Genomic DNA, 11,422 nt, shown 5'->3' on the forward strand with positions numbered 1-11,422 from the left:
TGTGGGTGGGGGCACGGGGTGGCCGGGGGAGCGGGAGGGGGCCGTGCACACGAGGGCGGCGGAGCGGGCCTGCGGCTCCGGCGCGGTACGGGGTGCCTGCGGTGGGGGTTTCAGGAGAAGAGGCGCGGCGGGGTGCGGCACGGCCCCGGTCCCGCGGGTGCCGCTAGCCGGCGACCGGGTGGACCTGCCCGTCGTAGGAACCGGCGAGGAAGAGCTTGTTGTCCGCGTCGTAGGCGAGGGAGGAGATGCCCGAGGTGGTGGGGCGCTCCACGGTGGTCCAGCGGGCCTCGGCGCGGTCGTAGACGGCGACGTGGCCGTCGTAGCTGCCGGCCGCGATCAGGCGGCCGTCGGTGTCGGCGGTGACGCACTTGACGGAGTGCGTGTGCGGGGTGGCGACGACCTCGGCGACCCGGTCGGGGTTCCAGATCCGCAGCTTCAGGTCCCGGCTGATGCTGGCGAACCAGCCCTCGCCCAGCCCCGTACAGCCGTTGGCGATCTTGTCGTGGGCGTCCTCGACGGTGGCGACCTTCTCCAGGGTCGACAGCCGGTACCAGGTCGCGGAGGCGTCCGCGGCCACCGAGAACAGGAAGTCGCCGGAGACCGCGACGTCCTTGACCGCGTTGACGTTCAGCTCCAGGTCCCGCACGTGCTCGACGGTGCTCCCGGCCAGCCGCAGCAGCAGCCCCTCACCCGTGTACGCCCCGATCACGGCATAACTCTCGCCGTCCCGTTCGAAGGCGACACCGCAGTTCAGCGGCGAGCGGTGCTGGTACAGCTCCCGCCCGGTCAGCGCGTCGAACACCTTCCCCAGCTGCCCGCCGGAGAGCACCAGACCCCCCAGCGGCGTCAGGAAGTTGCACAGACTGCCCGTCTCGGCGACCGGCTCCCCGTCGTGCCGTACGACGCCCGCGTCCCCGACGGTGAGCACCGAGCCGCCGCGCACCGGCAGCACCGCGTTGACGCCCCCGGTGACCGGTACGACGGACGTGTCCCAGGTCCGCGCCTGGTAGTCGTAGCCCCGGTAGGTGGCGCCGAACGTGGCGAACACCAGGCGGGTGCCGCCCGCGAAGGCGCAGGAGCGGGGCCACACGTCGTCCGGCAGCGCCGCCGTGTCGCGGGCCTCGGGGACGCCGGAGGACACGTCCCACAGCCGCATCGTGCGGTCGTAGGACAGGCTCACCAGCAGATCGCGCGCGTCGTCGAGGACCAGGCGCTTGATGCCGGCGTCGTGCGCGGGGACGGTGGCCGACTCCCCGTCCGAGACGACGATGATCCGCCCCTCGTCGTTCCCGGCGAAGATGGTGCCGGAGGAGGAGATCGCGATGGTGTCGGTCTCGATGCCGTCCATGTCGAGGTCGTCGGTCATCCCGCCGGTCGCCAGCGACCAGCGCTTGATGGTGCCGTCGTCGCTGGAGGAGATCAACTCGTCGGCGCCGCGCGCCCATTCGACGGAGATGACGTCGGCGGTGTGCCCCTCGAAACGGTGCAGCAACCTGCCGGTGAAGTCGTACACCCGCACCCGGTGATCGCGCGAGGCGGTCGCCACCAGCTCCTTCGTGGGGTGGAACACCGACATCTCCACGTCGTCCTGCTGGTCCCCGAGGACCGCGACCAGCCGGAGGTCCGGTACGGTCCACAGCCGGGCGGTGTAGTCGCTCGACGACGACAGCAGATGTTTGCCGTCCGGCGCGAACTGGCACTGGTTGGCCAGGTGGTCGTGGAACGAGCGGGACACCGCCCGGCCGGTGCGCTGGTCCCAGCAGATGACCTGGTTGTCGTAGCCGGCCGTGGCCACGTACTCGTCCCGCCAGGCGGCGATCCCGCTGATGGGCCCGCGGTGCTGGATCATATGGAATCTCCCCGGAACTCGATGGTGTGACCGCCCCATTCGGCCTTGACCCGCAGATAGCGCTCGTTGCGTTCGTTGAGGTGGATCCCGGTCGGGATGACCTCCTCCACGACGATGCCGTATTCCTCCAGCTGCTTGACCTTGTCGGGATTGTTGGTGCGCAGCCGGATCCGCGCGACGCCGAGGGCGTTCAGCATCTGCGCGGCGACCCCGTAGTCCCGCAGGTCGTCCGAGAAGTTCAGTTCCCGGTTCGCGGCGAATGTGTCCAGGCCCTGGTCCTGGAGCCGGTAGGCGTCGAGTTTGTTGTACAGCCCGATGCCGCGGCCTTCCTGCCTGAGATACAGCAGGATTCCTCCTTTCTCGGCGAACTGGTCCACGCCTTCGGAGAGTTGCGGCCCGCAGTCGCAGCGGGCGGAGCCGAACACATCACCCGTGAGGCATTCCGAATGCACGCGGACGAGGGGTGCGCGGCCCTCGGACGGGAACACCACGGCGATGTGTTCCCGGCCGTCGGCGAGCCCGGTGAAGCTGATCATCTCGGCGGTCCGCCAGGAACCGTCGCTCCTGAGGACCGGGACTTCGACCCGGGTGCGGATCGTGGTTTCAGGAGTGGGGGTTGTGGTACTCGGTCGCGGCGTTTGGCCGTTGGACGTGCTCAACATTGGTCGTCCCTCCGTTCATAACGGCGTGATCACGTAATCACACCGTCATGGGCCGCGCACAGTACGGATATACCGAGACACCCTCCGAAGCGTTTCGCGTGCGGTACCGAAATGACAGTCCGACAGGTAAAGCACAGGAAAAGGGCGCCCGCGGCGAGTTGCCGTGGGCGCCCTTGGGAAATTTCCTAGTGGTTCGGAGAGGAGGGACGGGGTCAGCCGCCGCCGTCGAGGTCCGCCCGCCGGCGCAGGACGCGGAGTTCGTCGCCCTCGATCTCCATGTCGTACAGCTTGCCGCGCGCGCCCGTGAAAGGCCGGTGCACGATCATCGTCAGCCGGCCCTCGAAGGTGTGGAAGAGCATGCCGTGCCCGCTGTCCTCGCGGACCAGGGGGCGGCGCTGGCGCCAGGGGCCCGTCAGGTCGCCCGACGCGGAGACGGCGTAGGTCTGCACATAGCCGCCGGTCAGCGTGGAGTCGGGGGCCGCGACGTTCTTCTCGTACGTCGACCACAGCATCAGCAGCGCGCCGCCGGGGGCGCGTACGAGCTGGGGGCCGTCGGTGATGTACGGGGGGAGCTGGTGGGGAACCCCGGCGGGGAGCTGTTCGTTCAGCCAGAAAGCGTCGGAGGCCTTGAAGAGGAAGACGGGGGAACCGAGGGTGCGGGACAGGTCGGGGGAGAGGCGGACCGCCTCCATGGTGCCGTCGATGGTCTGGAGCCATTCATGGGCGTACACCATCCAGGGCTGACCGGAAGGGTCGACATAGAGGGTGCCGTCGAGCGTCATGAGGTGCGGGGGCGGGGTGGGGCCCTCGGGGTTCAGTACGGTGAAGGGGCCGAGCAGCGAGTCGGAGACGGCCGTGACCGTACCGCGCATATGGGTCGCCGTGCGGAAGGGCACGCCCCATTCGTTCGGCTCGGGCACCGGCAGCGGCCGGTTCTCGTCGTGCAGCGTGGTGAACAGGTAATACCGGCCCGCCCATTCATGCACCTCCGGCGCCCAGCCGCCCTCGGTCGCCCAGATCCCGTCCTGCTTCGCCGCCTCGAACACGACGGCCGGCGGCTCCCAGTCCAGCAGGTCCGCGCTGCGGTACACCATGGTCCCGACCCCGTCGACGCCCGTCAGCTCCGGCTCGTTCGCCGTGTAGAGGTGATAGGTGCGGGTCTTGGGGTCGGCCACGACGAAGGGGTCGTGCAACGGCATGTCGGGGAGGCGCAGGAGGTCGGTCACGGGCGGAGGATACGTGGGGGGAGTGGCTGATTGTCCACCCCTGCGGGGGAGTCGGGGCGGGCCTCGGCTGGGTGTGCGCTCACCCTGACCGGGGTGTCCCGCCGGCCCACGCGCCCAGCCTGAACTCCCCCTTCTCCCGCCGGACTTCCACGATCCCGGTCCCCCCGAAGTGCGCCGGAATCAGCAGTTCCCCTTCCTCCGCCGCCCGCGCGAGGAGCCGGCGCCGGCTGGCCGCCGCCTCCCCGGGCGCCAGGCAGGCGCTGCTGTTGCAGCAGGGGTGCAGGATCTGCACCGGGCTGTGCAGGAGGTCGCCGGCGAAGACCGCCCGGTCGGTGCCGGAGGCCAGCCGCAGGACGGCGGAGCCGGGGGTGTGGCCGGGGGCGGATTCGAGGGTGAGGTGCTCGTCGATACGGTGCCGGCCGTCCCAGAGGACGGACAGCCCGGCCCGGTGGACGGGCGCCACGCTGTCCTCGTAGATCAGCCGGTCGTCCTCGTGGCGGCCGTAGCCGCCCGCCGGTCCGTAGTGGGCGTCGTCGGCGGCCGGGATCAGGTACTGGGCGCGGGGGAACGTCGGGGCCCAGTCACCGTTCACGGCGGTCGTGTTCCAGCCGACGTGGTCGACGTGGAGATGGGTGTTGACGACGACGTCGACGTCCTCGGGGCGCACGCCCGCCTCCGCCAGCAGGGTGAGGAGGCCGCTGCGGCGGCGGTGGAACGGCGGCATTCCGGGGCGCTCGCGGTCGTCGCCCACCCCGGTGTCGACCAGGACCGTCCGCCCCGCGCTGCGCAGCACCCACGTCTGAAGCGTCAGCACCGCGTGCCCGGTCCCCGGCTCCCAGTGGTCCGGGGCCAGCCAGTCCGCGTTGTCCCGCCACGCCCCGGCGGGGACGTCCGGGAACAGGCCGGCGGCCGGGATGAAGGGGCGGTGCCATTCGACGACCCGGATCACCTCGACGTCGCCCAGCATCATGTGCTCGATGTGCGTCATGCCTTCGACTTTAGGGAGCCGGGGTGAGCTGCTCAATGCGTATTCGGCTCAGGGAGATACGTATACGTCTCATCCCGGGGCTAGCCTGGGCGGATGGACGTAGTGAGCGACGCGATTTCGGCCGTCCGCCTCGGACACCCCGCGACCCGCCGGGTGCGCGGGAGCGGGCGGTGGTGCATGCGGCTGGACGCGTACGAGGGCGTCGGCTTCCACGTGGTGCTGGAGGGGAGCTGCTGGCTGCTGCCTGACGGGGGCGAGCCGGTGGCGCTCGGGGCGGGGGACACGGTGCTGCTGGCGCACGGGAGCGGGCATGTGATCGCCGACTCGCCGCTGGACGCGGGGGTCGCGGCGCGGCGGGCGGTGCCGTTCGAGGAGTGGGAGGAGAGGGTCACGGGTGAGGGGGTGCCGGCTCCGGGGGAGCGGTGGCATGAGGGGCCGTCGGCTCAGGGCGGGAGGCGCGAGGGGCCGCAGGCTTCGGGCGGGCGGCATGAGGAGCCGCAGGCTCAGGGCGGGCCGCATGGCGTGGAGATGCTCTGCGGCAAATACTGGCTCGACTGTAGCCGTATCCACCCGCTCCTGAGCGAGCTGCCCGAGGTCGTGCACCTGCCCGGCCGGGCCGGCGGACACCCCGAACTGCGGGCCGCGGTCGAGCTGTTGGCCGGTGAGCTGGACGAGCGGCGGCCCGGTGCCGCGGTCGCGCTGCCCAGCCTGCTCGACCTGCTCCTCGTCTACATGATCCGCGCCTCGATGGCCGAGGTCCCCACCGGCGCCTGGCCCCGCGCCCTCGGCGACCCGGTGACCGCCGCCGCCCTGCGCGCCCTGCACGCGGACCCGGCCGCGCCCTGGACCAACGACCGCCTCGCCGCCGAGTCGGGCGTCTCCCGCCCCACCCTGGCCCGCCGCTTCACCGCCCTCGTCGGCCGTCCCCCGATGGCCTACCTCACGTGGTGGCGGCTGATCCTCGCGGCCGTCCGGCTCCGGGACACCTCCGACACCCTCGCCGCGATCGCGGACCGGGTCGGGTACGGCAGCCCGTACGCGCTCTCGCACGCCTTCCAAAGGGAGTTCGGGACGACGCCGGGGCGCTACCGGGTGCTGGCGGCGGAGCGGTAGCGGGATCCCAGGAGCGGTCGATCCGGTCAAAGGCCGGTCATACGGGCCCATACGCCGCCCGGCGGTCGTACGCTCCCCTCGACGCCGCACCGCCGAGGGGGAACCGATGAACCGCACCACCCTTGCCCGCACCGCCGCCGCCCTCGCCGTCCTGGCCATGGCCACCGCCTGCAAGAGCACCACGGCCGGCAGCGGCGGCAGCGCCGCGAGCCCGACGAGTACGGCCGGTCAGAAGGCCGTGCCCAGCTTCGTCGGCATGGGGCTCCAGGCCGCTCAGGACACCGCGCAGAAGGCCGGGTTCCGCAGCCTCAAGAGCCATGACGCGCTCGGCCGCGACCGCGCGCAGCTCATCGACCGGAACTGGAAGGTCTGCTTCCAGAACGTCGCGGCCGGGACCGTCACGGCCACCAACACCCGACTGGACTTCGGCGCGGTGAAGACGTCGGAGACCTGCCCGGCCCACGACGGGACCGCGCCCTCGAAGGCCGGCGGGGTGATGCCCGACTTCCGCGGCAAGAGCGTCAAGGTCGCGCGGGAGGCGCTGGGGCTCGGCAAGGTGGTCGTCGTCAAGGACGCGACGAGCGCCCACCGGGTGGTGCTCGTCGCGTCCAACTGGCAGGTGTGCACCCAGAAACCGGCGGCCGGGGCGAGCCTGACCGGGCAGTCCGTCACCCTCGGCGCGGTGAAGTTCGGGGAGAGCTGCCCTTAGCCGGCGCCGTCGTTCGCGTGCTCGCCGAACTCCTGGACCCGGACCTCCGCGATCCGCTCGTACCGGCTGATCCGGTCGCCCCAGTCCGCGTCGACACCGAACGCGACCTGCGCGAAACCCAGTTGCGCGAGAGTCTGCGGCACCTCGGGGTCGCCGGGTGCGAGGAGCCGGGGCGGGGCGCCGACGGCCAGGGTGTGCGGGGGCACGAAGAACTCGTCGGGCAGCTCCGTACCCGCGTGGACGAGCGCGCCGACGGCGACGACCGCGCCGGCGCCGAGCCGCGCGGTCTGGAGCACGGTCGCCGACGTCGCGACGTACGCGCACCGGCCGGCCGCACAGCCCAGCAGGGTGGCGTGCGGGCCCACGAAGGCGTGGCCGCCGAGCAGCACAGGCTGGTCACCGGCGACCGCCGAGCCGCGCAGCACCGCGTTCTCGCAGATCACCGCCGCCGCACCGACCTCGATCCGGGAGCCCTCGGCGTCGAGCACGGCCCCGTACATCACCCGGGCCCGCGGCCCGACGCGTACGTCGCCGACGAGCGTGGCCGTCGGCGCGACATACGCGGTGGGGTGGACCTGGGGGAGCGCGCCGCGGTGTCTGACGCGGATTCCCCGCGTGTTCGTGTCCATGGGCGGATTCTGTGCGGGCGGGCGGTTTTCGGCTGGCGGATTTCCGACGTCACGTCTACTGGATGACGTCCAGGCGCGTCACCGACGAGAACCGCCACTTCAGCCACAGTGTCGTCTCGACGTCCCAGTACGCCGCCGCGGTCAGCCCCTGGCCGGTGTCGAACTGGAAACCCTGTGTCGCGACGACCGCCCGCAGGGTCAGGTGGACGGCGCTGAATTCCTGGGCGGCCTTCTCCCAGTCCGGGTAGACGAGTTCGTCGTGTGCGAGGGGGTGTCGCGCCACGAATTCGGTCCAGTCGCGCGCCGAGGTGATGTCGAGGACCGGGGCCTCCGGTTCCGGTTCGACCTGCCACACGTGCCACGGCAGCGGATAGAGATCGGACCCGTGATAGGGGCGGAGGAACATCTGCCACATGCTGTCGCCGTCCCGCGTGGCCGTCGACGTGAACAGGCCGTGGCGGAAAGGCTTCACGGTGGGCGGACGGGTTTCCGCCGGCTCCGTGAAACGCGACCGGTCCAGCGCGGACGACGTGCCGATCCACCGCTGCCGGTCCCTGTCCAGCGGCCCCTCGACGATGGCCTCCTCCCGCCGCGCGACCTCCTGGAGCAGCCGGCAGCCGCGCGTCACGCCGTCGGCGTCGTCGGGGTCCAGCACGGCCGCGCCGCCGGACGCGGCGGCCATCTCCGTGTCGGTGCAGAAACTCAGCACCGCGACGGCGTGCTCCAGCGGGGGATCGCCGACGGGCACCGGGAAGGAATCGAGTTCCGCCACCCGGTCCCGGAGGATACGGATCGCCGGCTCGCTCATGGAGACTTCCTTTCCCGGTGCCGCCGTCATCTTTGGCGGGCTGTCAGCAGGTGATGTTCACGGCGGTGCCGAATCCGGAGCCGGACTTGCTCGGCGGGGTGTAACCGGCGGGGAATTTCACCACGTAGGACATCCACCCCCGATAGGTTCCGCCCGTGGTGCAGCGGACGGCGGCGTTGTTCTGCGCGGACGCGACGTGGTGGACTTTCTTCACCCCGGAATCCTTGACGAGCCGCCCGTTGCGGTACAAGGCCGCGCGCAGGGCGATCTCGGCGACCGGCTTGGTGCATTTCATCGTCACGACCACATTGACCGTGCCGCGCACATGGGTGGAGTGGTGCGGGCGCTGCACCTGCGGGGTACAGGTGATGACGTCCCTCTTGTGATGGGCGGTCGCGGCCTTGTGCGCCGAGACGGCCCCGCCGACGTGGGTGATGTGATGGCCCACGGAGTGAGGTGCGGCCACCGGCTCCCGTGTCCCGTCGGCGGGCGCGGCCTGGGCGCTCACCGGCACGGCGAGCAGGGCCAGCCCCGCGAGCGCCGCCAAGGACACCAGAGTCTTCCTCTGCTTCATGGATCTCCCTCGTGACTCACGAAAACACCAGGACCTTCCCGGATCATCACAAGTCGTCCCGCTGGGAAGGGTGTCCGTGTTGAGTACCGGATAATCTCCAATTCTCTGCTCTGTAATTATTTGACTCGATATTGACGGATATTCATGTGATAATCCGCTTTCTGTGCGGTGAGCAAGAGAAAGCCCCTGCGGCCGGTCGCGGTCGCCGTGGCGTGCAGGGTGAAGGTCGCTTCCATTACCGCCACCGCCTCCTTGCCGCAGGCCGCGGTCAGTTCGGCGCGGTGGGTGCTCAGGCGCCGGAGGAAATGGGCGTAGGACGGTCCGGTCCGCGGGGTGAGGTCGCTGTCCTCGACGCGGAGGAAGCCCGCGGCGCCGGCGAGCCGGCGGTAGTCCGCCCGGGTGGGGAGGTCCCGCGGGCCGCCGGCCAGGGCCGCCGCGGACTCGGCGGGCGGCGTCCCCCGCGGGTTCATGACCGCGTCCGCCACGGCCAGCCGGGCGCCGGGCCGCAGCACACGGTGGATCTCCCGCAGCGCGCGGGGCCTGTCCGGCATGTGCAGGATCGACTCGACGGCGATCGCCGCGTCGAAGGACGCGTCGGCGAAAGGGAGTTGGGCGGCGTCGGCGACGCAGTACGCCGTGCCGCCCGGATCGGCGGCGAATGCCGTCGCGGCGTGCCTCTCGCTGATCGTGACGCCGGTCACGGCCGCGCCGGTGGTCCGCGCGATACGGCGGGCGGGGCCGCCCGTGCCGCATCCCACGTCCAGCAGCCGCTCGCCCCGGCGGATGCCGCAGCGGGCGGCGACCAGGTCGGTGAGGCGGTCCTGGGCCTCGGACAAGGAGGTGTCGGTCTGTGTGTCGTCCCAGTGGCCGAGGTGGAGGTTCGCGCCGAAGAGGGTCCGGATCACGTCCATGTCCTCGAAGAAGGGGGAGACGGCTTCGGTGGAGGGTGGGGATTCGGGCACTTCGGAAGATTATTCGGCTAAGGGGTGAACTGTCAGGGGCAGTCGGGAAATGCCTCGCGGGCCTGGCCCCGTGCGCGCCCATGTCCCCCGTTCCGGCTACGCTCGTCGCCCGGACCATGGGGAATGTCCCGGGAGGGGGCGGGGTATGGCGCGGTGGAAAGAGCTGCCGGGGGAACTGGACCCCGTCGTGGTGGAGTTCGTCGGGCAGCTGCGGCGGCTGAAGGACCGCAGCGGGCTGAGCCTGCCGAGGCTCGCCGCGCGGACCGGGTACAGCGCGTCCTCGTGGGAGCGCTATCTGAGCGGCCGGCTGCTGGCGCCGGCCGCGGCGGTGGAGGCGCTGGCGGAGGTCACGGGTGCGGACGCGGCACGGCTGACGGTGCTGCGGGAGATGGCGGCGGAGGTGTGGCGGCGGGTGGGGGATCGTACGGATGCGGGCGGTGACGTTTCTGATGCGGGGCCGCCGACCGGCGGCGGTGCGGAGGAGCCTGTCCGGCGGGGCGGTGCGCGGCTGAGGCTGTGGCTCACGGCCGCCGGGTCCGCCGTCGCGGGTGCGGCGGTCGCCGTGGGGGTGATGGTGGCCGTCGGTGGTGAGGTGCCGGGGGACTCCGCCCGGCCGGTCGCGGTGGCCCGTTCGGTTGCCTACGCCTGCACCTATGCCCGCAAGGGCGGGGTGTGGACCGCCGGGAACAGTGACACCCGGAGCGATCTGCTCGAAGTCGACATGTCGGGGCCCGAGGTCGCCGAGTTGCAGTGTCTGCTGCGGCGGGCGGGGATCTCGCCGGGCGGTGTGGACGGGAACTTCGGGCCGCTCACCGAGGCCGCGGTCATCGCCGCGCAGAAGAAGTTCCGTCTCGACGTCGACGGCCAAGTGGGCCCGCGTACCTGGGCGGTGCTGCGCGGATGACGGGGACACCGCCGGAGTGCGAGCGGCTGGCGGCCCGGCTGCGGGCGCTGCGCGAGCGCCGCCGGCTGACGCTGTCGGAGCTGGCGGCGCGGACGGCGTACAGCAGGTCGTCCTGGCAGCGCTGGCTGGCCGGGCGGTCCGTACCGCCCTGGCCGGCGGTGAGCGCGCTGTGCCGGCTCGCGGATGAGGCGGAGCCGGGGGTACGGGCGCTGTGGGAGCTGGCGGAGGCGGCGGGGAGGGGGCGGACGGTGACGCGGGCGCGGTCTTCGGGCGGGGGGTCCGGGGGGTTGAACGCCGGGTCCGCGCACGCCGGGTCTGTGCACGCCGGGTCCGCGCACGCCGGGTCTGTGCACGCCGGGTCCGCGCACGCCCAGCCCTTGACCGGCGAGTCGGCCACCGCCCAGCTCTCGACCGGCGCGCCGCCCACCACGGAGCCCTCGACCGCCGAGCCGCCCCCCATCCGCCGGTTCCGCGAACGGCGGCTTCTCGTCGGCGCCGCCGTCGCCCTCTCCGCGCTGGCCGGCTGTCTCGTCGGCGCGGACCGCGTGCTCTCCCCCGATGCTGACGCCAGCGCCTCCGCCGGATTCCGCGTCGGCTGCACAGGCGCCGCCTGTGACGGGAAGGACCCGGGGCCCGTCCTGTGCGGGGTCGAGCCGAAGACGCTGCTTCATGTGCGTACGCGCGGCGGGATCGGGCTGGAGATCAGGTACAACCCCCTGTGCAGGGCCGCTTGGGCGCGGGTGTGGGACGCCCCGGTGGGCAGCACGCTGGCGTTCACCGTCCCGGGCGGGCCGACGGAACGGGTCACCGTCGCGCATCCCGGTGCCACCGACCCGTTCGTCTACACCGGACTCGCGGCCGTGCTCGGCAACGGGCGTGCCATGGAGGCGTGCGTGACACCGCCCGCGCGTGCACCGGCCGCCTGTTACGGGGTGGCCCAGCCGTGACAGACGCGGACGTCGGTACGGGGCGACCTGCGGTTCCGTGCCGTGCTGTAC

At 72.0% G+C, this 11,422-nt stretch carries 12 protein-coding genes; 4 read left to right on the forward strand and 8 right to left on the reverse strand.

Annotation, left to right across the window (positions count from 1 at the left end; translation table 11 throughout):
* Positions 1 to 163: 163 nt before the first annotated feature.
* From ACYUD3_RS21625 to ACYUD3_RS21640, 4 genes are all read right to left on the reverse strand, one after another.
* Positions 164 to 1,849, reverse strand: a complete 1,686-nt coding sequence (locus ACYUD3_RS21625) for a WD40 repeat domain-containing protein (RefSeq protein WP_470972282.1) — start codon at positions 1,847 to 1,849, stop codon at positions 164 to 166.
* Complete coding sequence (locus ACYUD3_RS21630) at positions 1,846 to 2,511, reverse strand: GTP cyclohydrolase II (protein WP_470972284.1); 666 nt, start codon at positions 2,509 to 2,511, stop codon at positions 1,846 to 1,848. Before ACYUD3_RS21630 ends, ACYUD3_RS21625 begins: the two co-directional genes overlap by 4 nt.
* Before the next feature lie 212 nt (positions 2,512 to 2,723).
* Positions 2,724 to 3,710 carry a glycoside hydrolase family 43 protein gene (locus ACYUD3_RS21635; RefSeq protein ID WP_470972528.1) on the reverse strand — a complete coding sequence of 329 codons (987 nt, stop codon included), beginning with the start codon at positions 3,708 to 3,710 and terminating at the stop codon, positions 2,724 to 2,726.
* Positions 3,711 to 3,816: 106 nt separating this feature from the next.
* Complete coding sequence (locus tag ACYUD3_RS21640) at positions 3,817 to 4,725, reverse strand: MBL fold metallo-hydrolase (protein ID WP_470972286.1); 909 nt, start codon at positions 4,723 to 4,725, stop codon at positions 3,817 to 3,819.
* A 93-nt stretch (positions 4,726 to 4,818) separates the two neighbouring features.
* Here ACYUD3_RS21640 and ACYUD3_RS21645 point away from each other — a divergent pair, with 93 nt between their 5' ends.
* Together ACYUD3_RS21645 and ACYUD3_RS21650 are read left to right on the forward strand one after the other, a co-directional pair.
* Positions 4,819 to 5,838 (forward strand): AraC family transcriptional regulator, encoded by a 1,020-nt coding sequence (locus tag ACYUD3_RS21645; protein WP_470972288.1) that lies wholly within the window; start codon positions 4,819 to 4,821, stop codon positions 5,836 to 5,838.
* A gap of 106 nt (positions 5,839 to 5,944) precedes the next feature.
* Positions 5,945 to 6,547, forward strand: a complete 603-nt coding sequence (locus ACYUD3_RS21650) for a hypothetical protein (protein ID WP_470972290.1) — start codon at positions 5,945 to 5,947, stop codon at positions 6,545 to 6,547.
* Here the strand turns inward: ACYUD3_RS21650 and ACYUD3_RS21655 are convergent.
* The 4 genes from ACYUD3_RS21655 to ACYUD3_RS21670 form a co-directional block, all read right to left on the reverse strand.
* The gene (locus tag ACYUD3_RS21655; RefSeq protein WP_470972292.1) at positions 6,544 to 7,176 is read right to left on the reverse strand and encodes a gamma carbonic anhydrase family protein; all 633 of its coding nucleotides are present in this window, start codon (positions 7,174 to 7,176) and stop codon (positions 6,544 to 6,546) included. The two genes, ACYUD3_RS21650 and ACYUD3_RS21655, sit on opposite strands and share 4 nt — an antisense overlap.
* A 55-nt stretch (positions 7,177 to 7,231) precedes the next feature.
* Positions 7,232 to 7,984: a hypothetical protein gene (locus ACYUD3_RS21660; RefSeq protein ID WP_470972294.1), complete on the reverse strand. Its 753-nt coding sequence runs from the start codon at positions 7,982 to 7,984 to the stop codon at positions 7,232 to 7,234.
* 43 nt (positions 7,985 to 8,027) lie between these two features.
* Positions 8,028 to 8,558: a hypothetical protein gene (locus ACYUD3_RS21665; protein WP_470972295.1), complete on the reverse strand. Its 531-nt coding sequence runs from the start codon at positions 8,556 to 8,558 to the stop codon at positions 8,028 to 8,030.
* Positions 8,559 to 8,674: 116 nt separating this feature from the next.
* Positions 8,675 to 9,520 (reverse strand): class I SAM-dependent methyltransferase, encoded by an 846-nt coding sequence (locus ACYUD3_RS21670; RefSeq protein ID WP_470972297.1) that lies wholly within the window; start codon positions 9,518 to 9,520, stop codon positions 8,675 to 8,677.
* A 145-nt stretch (positions 9,521 to 9,665) separates the two neighbouring features.
* On the opposite strand from ACYUD3_RS21670, the gene ACYUD3_RS21675 reads away from it, so the two are divergent.
* Both ACYUD3_RS21675 and ACYUD3_RS21680 read left to right on the forward strand, forming a co-directional pair.
* Complete coding sequence (locus tag ACYUD3_RS21675; protein WP_470972299.1) at positions 9,666 to 10,424, forward strand: peptidoglycan-binding protein; 759 nt, start codon at positions 9,666 to 9,668, stop codon at positions 10,422 to 10,424.
* A complete protein-coding gene (locus ACYUD3_RS21680) occupies positions 10,421 to 11,371 on the forward strand; it encodes a DUF2690 domain-containing protein (RefSeq protein ID WP_470972301.1) in 951 nt (316 codons plus the stop codon). Before ACYUD3_RS21675 ends, ACYUD3_RS21680 begins: the two co-directional genes overlap by 4 nt.
* Positions 11,372 to 11,422: the final 51 nt, after the last annotated feature.

It is taken from the genome of Streptomyces sp. AMJ-169, assembly GCF_055597585.1.

Excerpts from the sequence above, each read along its gene's own strand:
- ACYUD3_RS21655 (WP_470972292.1), bottom strand. The coding sequence starts at position 7,176 with ATGGACACGAACACGCGGGGAATCCGCGTCAGACACCGCGGCGCGCTC.
- ACYUD3_RS21640 (WP_470972286.1), bottom strand. The coding sequence starts at position 4,725 with ATGACGCACATCGAGCACATGATGCTGGGCGACGTCGAGGTGATCCGG.
- ACYUD3_RS21645 (WP_470972288.1), top strand. The coding sequence starts at position 4,819 with ATGGACGTAGTGAGCGACGCGATTTCGGCCGTCCGCCTCGGACACCCC.
- ACYUD3_RS21650 (WP_470972290.1), top strand. The coding sequence starts at position 5,945 with ATGAACCGCACCACCCTTGCCCGCACCGCCGCCGCCCTCGCCGTCCTG.
- ACYUD3_RS21625 (WP_470972282.1), bottom strand. The coding sequence starts at position 1,849 with ATGATCCAGCACCGCGGGCCCATCAGCGGGATCGCCGCCTGGCGGGAC.
- ACYUD3_RS21665 (WP_470972295.1), bottom strand. The coding sequence starts at position 8,558 with ATGAAGCAGAGGAAGACTCTGGTGTCCTTGGCGGCGCTCGCGGGGCTG.
- ACYUD3_RS21660 (WP_470972294.1), bottom strand. The coding sequence starts at position 7,984 with ATGAGCGAGCCGGCGATCCGTATCCTCCGGGACCGGGTGGCGGAACTC.
- ACYUD3_RS21675 (WP_470972299.1), top strand. The coding sequence starts at position 9,666 with ATGGCGCGGTGGAAAGAGCTGCCGGGGGAACTGGACCCCGTCGTGGTG.
- ACYUD3_RS21635 (WP_470972528.1), bottom strand. The coding sequence starts at position 3,710 with ATGCCGTTGCACGACCCCTTCGTCGTGGCCGACCCCAAGACCCGCACC.
- ACYUD3_RS21680 (WP_470972301.1), top strand. The coding sequence starts at position 10,421 with ATGACGGGGACACCGCCGGAGTGCGAGCGGCTGGCGGCCCGGCTGCGG.
- ACYUD3_RS21630 (WP_470972284.1), bottom strand. The coding sequence starts at position 2,511 with ATGTTGAGCACGTCCAACGGCCAAACGCCGCGACCGAGTACCACAACC.